The sequence below is a fragment of the Rhizobium deserti genome (genome assembly GCF_004358025.1).
Lineage (GTDB): Bacteria > Pseudomonadota > Alphaproteobacteria > Rhizobiales > Rhizobiaceae > Neorhizobium > Neorhizobium deserti.
This window is the reverse complement of sequence record NZ_SMTL01000006.1, coordinates 59,681-75,108: the sequence shown is the minus strand read 5'-3', so window position 1 is coordinate 75,108 and position 15,428 is coordinate 59,681. Positions and strand designations below refer to the sequence as shown.

Genomic DNA, 15,428 nt, shown 5'->3' with positions numbered 1-15,428 from the left:
GGACTGTTCGAAGGGGATCTGGTTCCAGCAGCAATTCTGTCCAGCCACATCTTTCTTCAGTCTCGATCGCAGCCTCTGCCTGTCGGAGGTTGCTGCTGCCACATCAACTTGATCAGAAGAGCATGGACATGGAACGCACAAGAGGTAACCCGAGACGAGCCCTTAAGCGTTACAGGAGGGCAGTTCTCCTGGGTTGTACCGCGCTCGTCGCCTTGACCCCGGCTGTTGTCCTGGGTCAGGACACTCAACCGGCGGGTTCGGATACGACGCTCGCGCCAATCGTTCTCCAAGGGAATGGCTCAAGCACGGCGCTGGACACCAGCAACGACGCCAATTCCGTCGTCGCGACGCAGACGACCGGCGCTGGCAAATTGCCGACTGACATCCTTGTTGCACCCGCATCCGTGTCCGTCATCACCTCCAAGGAAGTCGAGGAACGCGGCGCCGATAGCGTTGAACAGGTCGTGCAATATACTGCTGGCGTCGTGACAGATTTCTACGGCTCGGACGATCGCTATGATTTCTTCGATATCCGCGGATTTACGCCCTACACATATCGCGACGGGCTTGCGATCGGCAGGACCTTCGCCGGTACGCGGGAAGAGCCTTACGCCTATGAGCGCATCGAAGTTCTGAAGGGAACAAGTTCTGCGGGCTTTGGCGCCGCCGAGCCGGGCGGCTCGGTCAACTATGTCACCAAGCTGCCCAAGACCGAGCGTTTCGGCGAGGTCTATGGGACAGGCGGCTCGTTTGCCCACAAAGAGGCTGGCTTCGATTTGGGTGACAATATCACCGAGGACGATACGCTGTCATACCGGCTGACCGGCAAGTTCCAGCGGGCGGACGCGGAATACGACTATTCCCAGAACGATGAAAACTTCATCATGGGTGGCCTGACCTGGCGCCCAACGGATGTCACCAGCCTTTCATTCGTCTTCGACCACCTGGACAGAGACGGCGTACCGGGGAGCGGCGGCCAGCCCCTCGGCACGGATTTTGATCGGGACGAGTTCTTCGGCGAGCCGGATTACTATTTCAGGACGACCAACCGGAACACCTACAGCGTCATGTTCGACCATGATTTCGGTGACGGGCTGAGTTTTGCGTCCAATGCCCGTTACAGCAAATCGGATGACGCATTCGGCAGCGCCTATCTGTCCAACACGAGGACTGATGGCTCAAACATCGCCGACCGCTATTTCTTCGGCAGCGACAAGTCGACGGAACAGTTCATTATCGATGCGAACCTGGTCTATGAGACAAGCTTTGAGGCAGTTGAAAGTCGCACGCTGCTTGGCACCGAATACAATAGTTTCGAGGCCGACACCGACACGTTCTACACGTCTGCGCCGCCCATCAACTGGGAGAACCCCATTTATTCTGGCGGGCCAGGTCCTTTGGCGCCTTACGACAGCATGGCCATCGATCAGAAGACCAAGGCAATCTATCTGCAGCAGGATCTGACCTTTTCGGACAAGCTGATGGTAAGTCTTGGCTTGCGCAACGACTGGTTTGACCTGAGCGAAACTAACCAGCTCACGGGTGCCTCCGACTCAGACAGCCATAGCGAGTTCACCAAGCGTATTGGCGTCAGCTACAAGATCACCGAAGAACTGGCCACCTTTGCAAGCTATGGCGAATCCGCCGCACCGCCCGGCCTCGGTACCGATCCCACGACCGGCAAGCAGTATGAAGTGGGCATCAAATATCGGCCAGACGCTTTTCCTGCCTTGTTCACGGCCTCTGTCTACGACCTGACCAAGGGCAACATTACCGTCTATGACAGCGTCACCTATCTGCCGACATCGGTTGAAAAGGTCCGGCATCGCGGCGTCGAACTTGAAGCCAAGGCCGAGGTGACCAACAATATCGATCTGATCGCCGCCTATAGCTACATCGATTCTGAAATCGACGAGCCCGGCGGTGCCAACGACGGCAACCGTTTGATGCGGGTTCCCAAGCACACAGTTTCTGTCTGGGGCACCTATACGCTGGAAGGCGAGGGTGCGCGAGGCGACATGAGCTTTGGCCTCGGTGCGCGCTATCTGGACTCCTATTATCTGGATCTGACCAATACCGGCAAATCGGAAAGCGCAGTGGTCTTCGATGCTGCCTTCACCTACAAGATCCAGAAGAACACGACATTCCAGCTGAACGCCAACAATTTGTTCGATGAGAAACACATTGCTAGCCAAGATGATGGCGGCGTTTATTACAATCCCGGCCGGGTCATCATGGCGACCTTGCGCCAGACCTGGTAAATCCTCAGCCCCATCTGCTGCTGCAGGGGGCTTAGCCTGTCAGAGCAGTTGCTGTACTCGCCGCCATGCGACCGGTGTATTGCCGGTCGCCTGTCGAAATGCCTTCGTTAGGTGAGCCTGATCCGAAAAACCCAGCTGCACCGCGATATCGGCGACCGGCAGGTTGCCCTGCATCAGAAGCGTCTTAGCAAGCTCGATACGCTTGGCAAGCTGCCACTGCAGCGGGCTCTTGCCGGTCGTTTGCTTGAAAACGCTGGCAAACCAGCTTTCGGAAAGGCCGACGGTTTCTGCCATTTCCTGGATCGTCAGCCGGCAATCGCTTCGGGCGTCGATGCGGGCGGTGAGTTTGTTCATCTGCGCCTGCGTCAGGCGGCCGCTTGTCGTCTTTCCTTCGCCACTCGGTATGTCCAGCATGCCGGTGACGATGCTGCCAACAAGGCTTTCCGCAAAGGCTGAGTGCCGCGAAGGAGCGGAGATCTCATCGACCACCAGTCCCGCCAGCGTTTCGATCGGACCAATGTCCTGAATTTCTACGGGACGCTTGAGCGCAGTCAGCGCTGCAGAACTTCCGATCGAGGGGGAGAGAAACCGCATCACGCGGTCCCGATGCATGTGAAGGTTGAGGTGGGAGAAGCGATGCCGTGACCTGCTCGTCGTCCACATGGGCACGCCAGCCGGAATGTAGATGGCGCGCGTCATCGGCCTGTGGTTGCGTACGAAATCACCGCTATCATTCGAAATCCTCACGCGGGACGAGACGTCTTCCGAGAAGATCATGATGCGCGGATCCTCGGCGAGATAATAGCCTTGTGCGCCAGGTTGGCTTTCCGCTTCCCAGAAAACGCCGACGAGGCCATCGAGGCACCGCCATTTGACCGGAGCAACAACCTGTATCCCGTCGGTCTTCCAGACCATAGAATGCCAAAAGTCCAAACTGCAAGCTCCAGGGCAGCGACAACGGATGCAAAATTGCAAACCGGATGGCTGTTCGTTTTCCTAAAACGATGATGCGGTCAATAAAGCTTCTGCCAGTTATCAACTTTATGTTCTATCCGCAAGTTTGCCGTGTTTACCAGGAGTTTGCCCTTGCCGCTGCCGATGAATTGGCGCCACGGGCTGCCATAGAAACGTTTCTTAACGTGATGACATACCGGCAGGCAGGGTGATCACTATGGTCCCATCCGGATCATCCCAAGATGCAAAGGCATCTCGGATCAAACGGAAGGTTGTTTCATGGCTGGTATTTCGCGATCACTCTTGTCGCAGGCGCGTCCGGTCTTAGGGGCTCTGTTCCTGTGGCTCGCTTTTCTGTCTGCCTCCGGAGCGCAGGAGCAGATGCCGGTGACGGTGGTCGTTGCAAGGCAGGCCATGGTGACGGAGAAAATTCCGGTCGTGGGCTCGCTCGCCGCCAAAGAAACGATACAGGTTCATCCCTTCATCCAGGGACAGGTCATCGAACATATCCTCGTCGAGGCGGGGCAATATGTCGAAAAGGGCCAGCCGCTGGCCCTGCTGGATACCACCGACGCCCATATGTTGCTCGACAAGAATGCGGTCAGCATCCTACGCGCTCAGGCTGCCGTTGCGGTAGAGGCGAGCAGGCTCGACGTCGCAATGGTGACGGAGGCGGAAACCCGAAAGGTGCTGGAGCGCAGTCGTGCGCTGCAGCCGAGGGGGGCGGTTTCGCAGCAGCTGCTCGACGAGCATCAAAATGCCCATGCCCGTGCGCTTGCTGAGCTGGGGCTAGCGCGCCAGTCGCTGGCGCTTGCTCAGGCAGATGCGCAGATCATCGCCCGAGAACGGAAAGAGATCGAGTTGACGATCGAGCGCAGCACGGTAAGAGCCCCGGAAAAAGGGCTGGTACTTACGCGGGCAGCGCGTATCGGCGCGATGACATCGGCATCATCGGGGCCGCTTTTTGTTATTGCCAAAGACGCAATCGTGGAATTCGTTGCCCATGTGACAGAAACCAGCTTCGTGCGGCTTCGCGAAGGCATGTATGCCGACATTACACTGCCCGGTTATTCCGGTCCGCTTGGCGGAATATTGAGGCTGAGTGCTGCGGAGCTCGATCCCGCGACGCGCAGCGGTGAAGTCCGGATCGAGCTTGACGAGAGCAACGGGCTGAAGCCTGGCATCTTCGCGCGTGGCCATATCATCGCATCCGCACGGCGGAATATCCTCCTGCCTGGCAGCGCCGTGAAGACCGTGAGCGGCGAGAATAGCGTCTTCGTGGTCAAGGACGGGGTGACCGACCTTCGCACGGTCACCATCGGCGCCCGTCAGGACGGTTCCGTGGAAATCATGGAGGGACTGAGCGACGGAGAGATGGTGGTTCTCAAATCTGGCGGCTTCCTGAAGGCCGAGGAGAAGGTCCGGCCGGTGATCGCCACTTCCGGCCGGCCATCTGCAGGCAATCTCGCCGCCGCTTTTCCCGCAGCTGAGGAAAAGGAAGCCGTACGATGAAGAATGGCAATATCTCCGCATGGGCCATCCGCAACCCTCTTCCATCCATTCTGCTGTTCGTGGTGCTGACCGTCACCGGGCTCTACAGCTTCAGCCGACTGCCCGTCACTTATTTCCCCACAATCGTCACCCCGGCCGTTCAAGTGACCGTGGAACAGTCTGGTGCGACGCCTGTCGAGCTGGAAACAGAGGTCACCCGGCTGATCGAAAACGCGATTGCATCACTTCCGGGCATAGACGAACTGGCATCGACGATTGGCGAGGGCCGGTCGGTAACGACTGTGGAATTCAAGCTCGGTCTCGTGTCGCCGGATCGGGCGATGGACGACGTGCGCGATGCGGTTGCCAGGATCCGCGGCGATCTGCCGGGCACGATCGACGAGCCGGTGGTCGAACGAATAGAGGAGGATTCCCAGTCGGTTGTCACCTACGCCGTGTCCAGCCGCGACATGACAGTCGCGGAACTGTCCTGGTTCGTTGACGACGTTGTGTCTCGCGACCTGCAGGGACTTGCCGGTGTTGGTCGCATTGAGCGCGTCGGCGGCGCGGATCGGGAAGTCCATGTCGAACTTGATCCGGACCGGTTGCAGGCGCTTTCGCTTTCGGCAAGCGCAGTCAACGAAACGATCATGCAGACCCAGATCGATCGGTCCGGTGGGCGCAGCGACATGGAAGGCCGCGAACAGGTCTTGACCACCGCGGCTGCGGCTCGGACTGTCGCGGAACTCGGCGAACAGCGGGTCTCTCTTTCAGGCGAAAACTCGGTGCGGCTGAATGACGTGGCAAGCGTCCGGGATACCATCGCCGAACCTCGAAATTTTGCGACCTTGGACGGAACGGACATCGTCGGATTTGCCGTCTACCGCTCCCAGGGCGCGAGTGATGTGGCCGTTGCAAAAGTGGTTGCAGCGGCTGTGGCCAAGCTATCCGGGAGCCGTCCCGACCTTCGCCTCGCTCTCGTCGATGACAATGTCTCCTATACGGCCGGAAACTATCAATCGGCGATGCATACTCTGCTGGAAGGCGCAGCGCTGTCGATCGTCGTCGTCTTTCTTTTCCTGCGCGACTGGCGCGCTACGCTTGTCGCAGCCGTCGCGCTGCCATTGTCGATCATACCGACCTTCTTCGCCATCGACCTTCTCGGCTTCTCGCTGAACATCCTCAGCCTTCTTGCGATCACGCTGGTGACAGGAATTCTCGTGGACGACGCGATCGTCGAGATCGAGAACGTCGTGCGCCATCGCAATATGGGGAAGTCTGCCTACCGCGCAGCCCTGGATGCCTCCGACGAGATCGGCCTGGCGGTGATTGCGATTTCCGCAACGATCATTGCAGTGTTCGCCCCGGTCGGCCTGATGAGTGGCGTCGTCGGCCTTTATTTCCGGGAATTCGGCCTGACCGTCGCCATTGCCGTTTTCTTCTCTCTCCTCGTCGCCCGCTTGATCACGCCGATCATGGCCGCCTATGTGATGACCGGCAGCCACGCGACGCCTGAGCGGAAGGGTAGGCTGGCGTCGGCCTATGAAAGCATGCTGCGGCTGAGCTTGCGTTGGAAGTGGGTGACGGCGGGAGCAGCTCTCGTCCTGTTTGCGGCTGCCATGATCTCGCTGATTTCGGTGCCGACGACCTTCCTGCCGGAAGAGGATACGGGAAGGCTGATGCTCACCGTGGAGCTGCCGCCTGGCACAACGCTCGGTGAGACCCGCAAGGTGACGGATAACATCGCAGTCGAGATCCAAAAACTCACTGAAGTCGAAGGTGTTCTTGTGCGTGCCGGTGCGAGCATGGGTGGCCAGCAGGACGTACGCCACGCCGTCGTCTCGATCGATCTGGTGCACAAATCGATGCGGGGCCGCTCGTCCTTCGCTATCGAAACAGAGATCGAAGGCATACTGGATCCCATCCCCGATGTGCGACTTCGTTTCCTCAACAATCGCGGCGGCCGCGATGTCTCCTTTGCGGTGCTCGGCAGCGATGGTGAGGCCGTCCAGAAAGCGGCAGACGCGATCATCAGCGACATGGGCAAGGATGCCAGCTTCGTTGGCCCTGCCAGCGACAATGTTGCTCTGCGTCCGGAATTGAGAATGACCGTGCTTGCAGACAAAGCGGCAACGCTCGGAATATCGGCTGCAGCGATTGCCAGCACGATGCGCATATCCACGATCGGCGACGTCGACAGCAGGCTGGCGAACTTCATCGAGGGGTCGCGACAGATCCCGATCAGGGTGGTGCTTGATCGTGCTGCGCGGGCCCGCTTTTCCGTTTTCGAAACTTTGAGCGTGCCCGCAGCCGATGGAACAAAAGTGCCCTTGTCCGCCGTTGCTGAGATAGGGTTCAATGAAACCGTCGCCGCGATTGATCGCTTCGATCGGCAGCGCCGCATCGAGATCACCGCCGACATGGCAACCGGGCTGACGTCGGGGCAGGGGCTCGAACGGTTGCTGCAATTGAACAGCGTCAAGAACCTCACCAATGGCGTGCGGGTTCAGGCCACTGGCGATTCCGACACGGAAGGCGATGTGTTCGAAAGCTTTGCAGTTGCCATGGGGGGCGGGATCATGCTCGTCCTCATCGTGCTGATCCTTCTGTTCAAGAGCGTGTTGTCGCCTTTAACCATCCTGGCCTCCTTACCGCTTTCCATCGGCGGCGTTGCCGCGGCACTTCTGCTCAGCGGTAACTCCATATCGCTGCCAGTGGTGATCGGCATTCTCATGCTGATGGGCATCGTGACCAAGAATGCCATCATGCTGGTGGATTTCGCGGTCGAAAGGGAGGCCCATGGTCTCTCCCGCACGGAGGCTGTCGTCGAAGCTTGTTCGGAACGCATCCGGCCGATCATCATGACGACGCTTGCCATGGCCGGCGGCATGTTGCCATCGGCCTTCGGTGTCGGCGACGGAGGAGAGTTCCGTGCTCCCATGGCGATTGCTGTGATCGGTGGGCTGCTTGTCTCCACGGTGTTGTCGCTGATCGTCATCCCCTCGCTGCACCTTATCATGTCCAGTTTCAGCGATCGTTTGAGCGGTACTCTCGGGCCTTTCCTCCAGTCGGCCGAAGCAGCTCAGAGCGATGCTGAAGATGGCGCGCCAAAGCCGCATGGCGCGTAACGGCGGAGCCGGTCACCCGCAGGGCCGGCTCCGTTATATCCGTTCGCAGTTCTTAACATACTGAAACAAAACCAAAATTCAAAGCAGCCGACCTCATGGGAAAACCATCAGAGTTTTCCCATGAGGCTTGAAATAATCATGAATAACGTTCGTGTTCCCTTTCTGCAGCATTACCGCATCAACGCGCTCCGGGCATTGGGCGGTCTCGCCTTCTGCCTGCTTTCAGTCACCTCTGCGCCGCCAATGCTTCCGTTGGTCAATGCCATCTTGGAGATCATCGGCGCCCTTGCGATCTTCCTGGCCATTGCCGGGCGAGCCTGGTCTCTTTTCTATATCGGTGGCCGGAAGAATGCTGAGCTCGTCACATTCGGACCCTATTCCATCACTCGCAACCCGCTTTACTTCTTCAGCCTGGTCGGCATAGCCGGCATCGGCGCGCAAACCGGCAGCCTCTTGTCGATGGCCGTCTTCGTGTTGGCGGGTTATCTGGCCTTCGACATGGCCATGCGCGGCGAGGAGGCCTATCTCAGCAGTCGATATGGGCAGGGCTTTGACGACTACAGGATGGTTGTCCCGAGGCTCTGGCCTGATCTGTCGCTTTGGCGGGAATGCGAGGACGTGCCCCTGCGTTCTGCACGGGCCGTAGGAAGCCTGCGGGATGGAGTTGTGTTTGTCGGGGCGTGGCTTGCCATAGATCTCGTCAGGCTTGCACAGGCCGGCGGCCTGTTGCCGGTCGTCTGGTCCCTGCCGATCTAGCTGTGGCCAAGCCTTTCCAGCCGGCGTAACAAAACTTAATGAAGCGAAACATTTGCAACCTGCGCCCGGCGTAGTGTGCGCGCTTTCAAAAAGGAAACGGCTGTGCAAACAAGTCCTGCCAATGCAAAAATTCTGATTGTCGAAGATGATCCGGAAATCGGCAAGCTTCTTGCCCTTGCCGTGCAGGAAAACGGGATGATTGCCACGGTCGCAGAAGACGGGCATGTGATGAATTCCCTGATGCGCAACAACGAGTTCGACCTCATCATTCTCGACGTCATGTTGCCCGGCGAGGATGGCTTGAGCATCTGCCGGCGCGTTCGCGCGGAACGGACGACGCCGATCATCCTGCTGACGGCGCTTGGAGAAGAGATCGATCGCATTGTCGGGCTGGAAGTCGGAGCCGACGATTATGTCACCAAGCCGTTCAGCCCACGCGAAGTGGTAGCGCGTATCCGGAGCCTTCTCAGAAGGGCGTCCTATGGACTTGCGAATACGACCGTCCAGCGGAAGCTGCGCTTCGAGGGCTGGCAGATCGATCCGCTGCGCCGGCAGCTGCATGATCCGAGCAATGCCCGCGTTGCAGTGACAACCACCGAGTTCGACCTTCTCCTGGCTTTTTGCCGCAATCCCGGCCGTGTCATCACGCGCGAGGAACTCCTTTCACTCACCCATACGGGACTTGCCGGCCCGATTGAACGCAGTGTCGATGTCCATATCAGCCGCCTGCGCCAGAAGATCGAGGCGGATCCGAAGAACCCGGTGCTTCTCCAGACAGTAAGGCTCGGCGGCTACATGTTCACCGCCAGTGTCGATCAGGCGTCGTAACCTGGTCATGGAAAAAGCCGGGCGATGGCCCGGCTCCTTTTGTCATCTCATTTCAAGTGCGATCTAGAACTTGTAGCCGACAAACACGGACGTGGAAGGCTGCAGCTTTTCTTCCACGATCGGGCTGTCGGCTGCGTCGCCCGTCAGGATGCCAAGGCCTGCCTCACCGCGAACAAGCCAGTTTTCGCTCAGCATATAGGTCGCTGAAGCGGAAATGTTGACGCGCTTCAATCCGGCTTCGGCTTTGTACTGCGGAAGGCCCGATCTTGCGGATTGGGCAGCGTTAACGCCGAAATAGGCCTCCATATGATTGTCGTCGGCGATGACGGCTTCTACACCGGCGCCCAGGATCAGCCGCTCGGTGACGGGCGCTTGGAATTCGGCACCCACAGTACCGATGAGACTTTCGCTGCCGTCGATCGTCTGATCGAGCGTCGCGTAGAGCTCTAGTGCCTGCCACTGATATGATGCCTTCGCGCCAACGGTCGCAGCGAAGTCTATGTCGCCAAGCCCTCTCAGACGATCGCCATCGTCCTCGTCTCGGCCGCTTTCGTATCCGACCCTGGCGGCAAGCGCGAAACCCTCGTGGCGGAGGGCGGTGACGGTGACGCCTGTCGGGTCAATTTCCAGCCAATCCCCATAGGTAAATACGACCACGGGAATGGGACTGATTTCAAACTTATCGCTGCCTTCATATTCCGGCTCGTAGGTTCCGCCGGCGCCGACGATCAAGCTCCAATTGCGCTCAGGCTTTTTGTTGTCAAACCGCTCCTGGTCGAATGGCGGCTCAGGGGTCTGCTCTGCTAGGCTGGCATCGGCGGCAAATGTATTCGATGCTGTGCCGGCGAGCATGACAGTGATGCATAGGGCGCTTGCGAGAAGTCGCCGGTCAATGCTTCGGGTAAAGGACATGGGTGCTCCAGTGATTTGACACGGTCCTCGGCAATCGCTGCGGCCCGTGTATGCAACGCCTCTGTCCTGTCATGGACGCAGCTTGTGCGGCGTGTCTTTGTGTTACGCTTTGTTGCAGAGCCGATAGGCGCGATTGGGGAAAGCGAACCACAAGCCTGATATTGAATAGGCTTTCACAACGACACAAAACTTAACTATGGATTTCGACGGTAATCATTATCCTGCCAAAATCGGAAGCTTCGCCATCGCCGGATGCACCAGCGGCAAGTTCCGAAGTGTCGTTTGGGAGGTCGCTTGGGATATCGCATGGTTTGGCCGCGTTCGACAATTCAAGGGCAAATCACTGCCATCATTCTTGTTTGTCTTCTGATCGTCATCGTCGCCGGCTCGACGCTCGAGCGCTGGGTGAATTCCGATTACAATGGCCCGGATTTGGAAGGCATTTCGGATAGGCTGTCTGCCGTCACTTCGGTCTTGAGCGCTGCAAGTCCTTCCGAAAGAGACGCCATTGTAGCCGTCGCCAATCGCGGCAGCTGGCGTCTCTCACTGCAGCCGATCTCTTACGCCGAGCAGTTCAAAGCATCTTCGCCGGACGAAGCTTTCCTAACTCTGGCGGTCGACTGGCTCTTTCCACCAGACAATGGAACGGTGCCATTTGGTGGCTGGCGTACCTTTGTCGGAACGGAGCGGGTCATGGCGGCCAAGGTCGACGCGCAAACGCTTCTCGTCCTGACGCGGATGCCGCCGAGTTTCTTGCGCGGCGACGCACTGAGCTTCGGCTCGAACTACCTGGTTGCCCTGGTCACGCTGATCATCCTCTTTTCGGTGTTTGCCGTCTGGGCCATCACCCGTCCATTGCGGCGGATTGCGTCCGCGGCAATGAAAGCCGACATTTCGCTCGGGCCGGCGCCTTTCGAGGAGCGGGGCAGTGTCGAGATTGTCGCCTTGGCCAGGGCGCTCAATGGCATGCAAAGGCGCATATCGACCATGGTCGAAGCGCGTACCCGAATGCTGCGCGGGATCAGTCATGACCTGCGCACGCCGTTGACGCGGCTGCGGCTGCGGGCCGAACGTGTGAAGGAAGACGAGGTCCGCGAGGGGTTGCTTGCAGATGTCGAGCGGATCGACCATCTCCTCAAGGAAAGCCTCGACTATCTTCGCGACAATCATCAGCGCGAGGAAGCTCAACGCGCCGATCTTGCCTCCCTCCTGCAGACGGTCTGCGATGAATTTGCTGATATGGGGCACGACGTGACCTATCAGGGTCCGTCACGGCTGGTTGCAGAGTTCAGGCCTCTGGCCTTGACCCGCGCCGTTACCAATCTGTGTGAGAACGCAGTCAAATTTGGAACCAAGGTTGAGGTTACCCTCAGCGAAGGTATGGGACAGGCTGTCGTCGAGGTCGCGGATGATGGTCCGGGCATTCCGGACCAGTACCGTAACCGGGTTCTCGAGCCGTTTTTCAAGCTGGATGCAGCACGGCGGGATGCCGATGCCGGTTTCGGCCTTGGGCTCTCGATCGTGTCGGAAATTGTCGAAGCACATCACGGCGCGCTCGAACTGCTGGACAGACAACCGAAGGGCTTGATCGCCCGCCTCACCATCCCGCTCGGCGGGAGCGAAAGCACCCGCAATCCGAGACCTTAAAGTCCATTGGATACCAGGCAATTCGCTATCTTCTAAGTATAGACAGCATATCTCTTTCGGTAGGGAAGTCGGAATGGGCCTATGCATGCAATCGATAAAGGTCAGCTTGTCCCACGCAAGTTGGGAGCCAATTTGCTTAAATGGCTTAACGCCCGGCGACCGGCTTCTTATCAGCCAGTAGAATGGAGGCGCTGAACTCCACCGAGGGCACGGGCCGGGAAAGCAGGAAGCCTTGCAGGTCGTGACAACCCGCAGCTATCAGGAAATCGCGCTGCCCTTCCGTCTCGACACCTTCTGCCGTGGTCGCCTTTCCAAGCGTGCGGCTCAAGCCCAATATGGCTGAAACAATCGCCGCGCCCTCGGCCTTTGTGCCCAGCAGGCTCACAAAGGATCTATCGATCTTGATGCGGTCTATGTTGAGGTGAATAAGGTGGCTGAGCGATGAGAAGCCGGTACCGAAATCGTCCAGAACGATTTGGACCCCATGATCCCGAAGGCGTCCAAGCGTCGCTTGGGCTTGTTCATCAATATCAAAGAACGCTGCTTCTGTTAGTTCGAGTTCAAGTCGTGACGGCGTCAGTCCTGCCTCAGACAGGACTGAGAGCACACGGTTATCAAAACCTCGATGGCGGAGCTGCGACGGGGATACATTGACGGCGAGCAACATCTCAGGGGGCCAACTCGCAGCGGCCAGCGCTGCATTTCGCAGCACCCATTCGCCAAGCTGATCCATCATGTCGGCTTCTTCTGCAATTGGGATGAACCTGTCCGGAGACAGCAGACCGTGAACTGGGTGTCGCCAGCGAACAAGAGCCTCGGCACCCGTAAGCCGGTCCCAGTCCGAAGCTGGATGAACGCCCTGAAAGAACACCTCTAGATGACCCGCATCATGGAAATGAAATGCCTCTGTCTCGTCCAAACCGAATTCACGATCCTGAAGCACAAGCCGAAGATCTTTTTTCAGGCTTTCGCGAGCCTCCACCCTGTGGTCAAGGGAGGCTTGGTACTCTTTCAAGCATCCCCGCCCGCTGCTCTTGGCTTCATAAAGCGCGACATCCGCACGTCTGAATATCTCGCTCTCTCCGTCGCTGGTCTTGTTGAAGGAGACAATGCCGATGGAACATCCTATCCGAACCGTCGTGTCTCCTCCGCGCAATTCGAAAGGCTTGCTCAGGGCTTCGATGATCTTGTTGCAAAGGACGATATGCCCACCGTCCGCTTCATTGGCGCCTGCAAGTATCAGGGCGAATTCATCTCCACCAAGTCGTGCAAGGGTATCGCTGGCGCCGATCAGCGCATTCATCCTTGCAACAACGCCCCGAAGCAACTCATCGCCGGCAGGGTGACCGTAGGAATCGTTCACGTCCTTGAATTTGTCGAGGTCGATGAGCGCAAGCACCGCCGATCCGCCGGATAGCTTCAAGTCGCCCAGGCACTGTTGAAAACGCGTTGCAAACATAGCCCGGTTCGGGAGGCCGGTCAGCACGTCATGCAGAGACAAATGACGGGCATTGTATTCGCTGGCACTCAGCCTGCTAAGGCTCAGCCTCAGACGGGCCATCAAGGCGAAGAAAAGCACCGCAATGACCAGCCCGGCAACGGAAAGCACGGGAACAAGCCGGCCGATCACCCGTGAGCCCGGAAGATCCGGTGTCCAGATGATGAAGCCGATCGGCTCTCCCGTTGCCGTTGCTTCGATCTGAAAGGCAACTTCGTTGTGCTCCTGATCGGCGGTGCGAGCATAACGGGCTCGCGCCAGGCCCTGTTCACGGCTCAGCATATCGAGCGTGGCGCCGTCGAGAAACCGGAATGCCACCAGATATAACCTTTTAGCATCGGAAATTTTGGCGCCATCGACGGGTGCTGAACCTGCCACGGCTATCACGCCGGCGATGGAAGGACGCCCTTCCAGACGCATCAGTTCCACGCGACTTGGCTTCTCATCGTCGTTGGATAGGTGAGAGCCGCTGCTTTGTGTTGCTTCCAGATCGCTGATCATCGGCTGCAGTAGCGGTCGCACCCATCTAAAACGCCTGGCCGTTTCAGCGTCCGATTGAAGAGCAAGCTCCCCGTGCGCGGTTACGAGGAATGCTGCGTTGTAGCCAAATACCGTCGTGGCGATTTTACCGAATGCTTCGGTCGAGCTCACACCGGCCCGACCGGCTGCTGCAGACGCGGAATCTGCAACCTGGAGGGATGTGAAACCCGCCCCCATCAGTTGAATGTCCTGCGACACGCGCCGGACCTGATCCTGGAGGCGGCTGTTGACGAGCGAACGCTGACGGTCGAGAGCCGCAGCATCGCTCTCCTTTCCTGCCCAAACGGTTGCCAGGAAAACGAGTGCGAGAATGGCGAGACCGCTGATTGCCAGCAACAATAGGAGAGAGCTGGATGATGTCCAACTCACCCGGATCGCAAGTCGCCGTAACGGTCGATGAGCAAACAAGAGCCTTCTCCAAGAGGGCTCTACAATATCCCTTATTAATTACTAAAGGCTTTTCAAGTGATATCAAAAATACGCTGTTAAATTGAGGGTGCTTTTAGGGTTTTGTGTTTGACTGCTGAACACCGTCATTCCGGATCAAGCGACCACAACCTTAAGAGTGTTCACGATGAGAAAATTCACAACGGGGAACAGGGCCAAGATTTTAGCCTTGAGTTGCGTAGCGTTGGCACTGATGGCGATGTCAGGCCGGGCAGCCAGCGTCGCTGCCGAAGAAAAACCTGTTCGGATCGCGGTCGAAGGCGCATTCCCTCCCTTCAACTATCTCGATTCTAAGAACAACCTTCAAGGTTTCGATGTGGATGTCGCTAGAGCTTTGTGTGACGCTGCTGAGCTAACGTGCGAGATCGTCATCCAGGAATGGCCAACCATGATTCCAAACCTTCTCGCCAATCGCTATGATGCGATCATCTCGTCCATGTCCATGAGTGCGGAACGGCGAGAGAAGGTTGCGTTTTCCAACAAATACTATGACAGCCCCTCGGTCTTCATCGTGCGGAAGGGATCGGACATTGCGGGAACGTCTGCTGATGATTTGAAAACGGTGCGGCTTGGCGTGACAGCGGAGACCTCGCAGGAGAATTACGTCAAGAAGTTCTACGGCGATGTTTCCACTACGGTGTTTCGGGCCTCTCCCGATCTTTACAAGGGTCTGGCCGACGGAAGCGTCGACATCATTCTGGAAGACAAGCTGGCCGTCTATGACTGGTTGGCAAACACCAAAGCCGGCAGCTGCTGTGAGTTCAAAGGCGCTGATATCAAGAATACCGAATATTTCGGCGACGGTGCCGGGATCGCCTTGCGCCCTTCAGACCAGGAATTGCTGGCGAAGTTCAACGCTGCTTTGGAAAAGATCCAGGCGAGCGAGACCTACGACACGATCAACGCAAAATACTTTCCCTTCAGCATTCGATAAGCGGGCCAACAACGCCGATCAGGACGCTGTTG

General features: G+C 58.0%; 10 protein-coding genes. 7 read left to right on the top strand and 3 right to left on the bottom strand.

Features of this window, described 5'->3' with window-relative positions:
* Positions 1 to 122: 122 nt before the first annotated feature.
* Positions 123 to 2,261: a TonB-dependent siderophore receptor gene (locus tag E2F50_RS18975; protein ID WP_133317758.1), complete on the top strand. Its 2,139-nt coding sequence runs from the start codon at positions 123 to 125 to the stop codon at positions 2,259 to 2,261.
* 39 nt (positions 2,262 to 2,300) lie between these two features.
* Here E2F50_RS18975 and E2F50_RS18970 read toward each other — a convergent pair whose 3' ends face one another.
* Complete coding sequence (locus E2F50_RS18970; RefSeq protein WP_133317757.1) at positions 2,301 to 3,194, bottom strand: helix-turn-helix domain-containing protein; 894 nt, start codon at positions 3,192 to 3,194, stop codon at positions 2,301 to 2,303.
* 300 nt (positions 3,195 to 3,494) lie between these two features.
* Here E2F50_RS18970 and E2F50_RS18965 point away from each other — a divergent pair, with 300 nt between their 5' ends.
* The 4 genes from E2F50_RS18965 (at position 3,495) to E2F50_RS18950 (ending at position 9,418) form a co-directional block, all read left to right on the top strand.
* Positions 3,495 to 4,727 carry an efflux RND transporter periplasmic adaptor subunit gene (locus E2F50_RS18965; protein ID WP_245515485.1) on the top strand — a complete coding sequence of 411 codons (1,233 nt, stop codon included), beginning with the start codon at positions 3,495 to 3,497 and terminating at the stop codon, positions 4,725 to 4,727.
* Positions 4,724 to 7,834 carry an efflux RND transporter permease subunit gene (locus E2F50_RS18960; protein WP_133317756.1) on the top strand — a complete coding sequence of 1,037 codons (3,111 nt, stop codon included), beginning with the start codon at positions 4,724 to 4,726 and terminating at the stop codon, positions 7,832 to 7,834. Before E2F50_RS18965 ends, E2F50_RS18960 begins: the two co-directional genes overlap by 4 nt.
* 138 nt (positions 7,835 to 7,972) lie before the next feature.
* The gene (locus E2F50_RS18955) at positions 7,973 to 8,590 is read left to right on the top strand and encodes a methyltransferase family protein (protein ID WP_161974240.1); all 618 of its coding nucleotides are present in this window, start codon (positions 7,973 to 7,975) and stop codon (positions 8,588 to 8,590) included.
* Between the two features lie 102 nt (positions 8,591 to 8,692).
* On the top strand, positions 8,693 to 9,418 hold the full coding sequence (locus E2F50_RS18950; RefSeq protein WP_133317754.1) for a response regulator transcription factor: 726 nt from the start codon (positions 8,693 to 8,695) through the stop codon (positions 9,416 to 9,418).
* A 63-nt stretch (positions 9,419 to 9,481) separates the two neighbouring features.
* Here E2F50_RS18950 and E2F50_RS18945 read toward each other — a convergent pair whose 3' ends face one another.
* Positions 9,482 to 10,330: a MipA/OmpV family protein gene (locus E2F50_RS18945; protein WP_133317753.1), complete on the bottom strand. Its 849-nt coding sequence runs from the start codon at positions 10,328 to 10,330 to the stop codon at positions 9,482 to 9,484.
* Between the two features lie 306 nt (positions 10,331 to 10,636).
* Between E2F50_RS18945 and E2F50_RS18940 the strand changes: the two genes are divergently transcribed.
* Positions 10,637 to 11,977 (top strand): ATP-binding protein, encoded by a 1,341-nt coding sequence (locus tag E2F50_RS18940; RefSeq protein ID WP_133317752.1) that lies wholly within the window; start codon positions 10,637 to 10,639, stop codon positions 11,975 to 11,977.
* A 145-nt stretch (positions 11,978 to 12,122) separates the two neighbouring features.
* Here the strand turns inward: E2F50_RS18940 and E2F50_RS18935 are convergent, their stop codons facing one another.
* On the bottom strand, positions 12,123 to 14,423 hold the full coding sequence (locus E2F50_RS18935) for a putative bifunctional diguanylate cyclase/phosphodiesterase (protein ID WP_133317751.1): 2,301 nt from the start codon (positions 14,421 to 14,423) through the stop codon (positions 12,123 to 12,125).
* Between the two features lie 232 nt (positions 14,424 to 14,655).
* On the opposite strand from E2F50_RS18935, the gene E2F50_RS18930 reads away from it, so the two are divergent.
* Positions 14,656 to 15,396 (top strand): ABC transporter substrate-binding protein, encoded by a 741-nt coding sequence (locus tag E2F50_RS18930; protein WP_245515499.1) that lies wholly within the window; start codon positions 14,656 to 14,658, stop codon positions 15,394 to 15,396.
* Positions 15,397 to 15,428: the final 32 nt, after the last annotated feature.

Bases quoted from the DNA above. Each gene is read 5' to 3' on its own strand.
- E2F50_RS18975 (WP_133317758.1), top strand. From the start codon at position 123: ATGGACATGGAACGCACAAGAGGTAACCCGAGACGAGCCCTTAAGCGT.
- E2F50_RS18965 (WP_245515485.1), top strand. From the start codon at position 3,495: ATGGCTGGTATTTCGCGATCACTCTTGTCGCAGGCGCGTCCGGTCTTA.
- E2F50_RS18960 (WP_133317756.1), top strand. From the start codon at position 4,724: ATGAAGAATGGCAATATCTCCGCATGGGCCATCCGCAACCCTCTTCCA.
- E2F50_RS18955 (WP_161974240.1), top strand. From the start codon at position 7,973: ATGAATAACGTTCGTGTTCCCTTTCTGCAGCATTACCGCATCAACGCG.
- E2F50_RS18945 (WP_133317753.1), bottom strand. From the start codon at position 10,330: ATGTCCTTTACCCGAAGCATTGACCGGCGACTTCTCGCAAGCGCCCTA.
- E2F50_RS18940 (WP_133317752.1), top strand. From the start codon at position 10,637: ATGGTTTGGCCGCGTTCGACAATTCAAGGGCAAATCACTGCCATCATT.
- E2F50_RS18930 (WP_245515499.1), top strand. From the start codon at position 14,656: ATGGCGATGTCAGGCCGGGCAGCCAGCGTCGCTGCCGAAGAAAAACCT.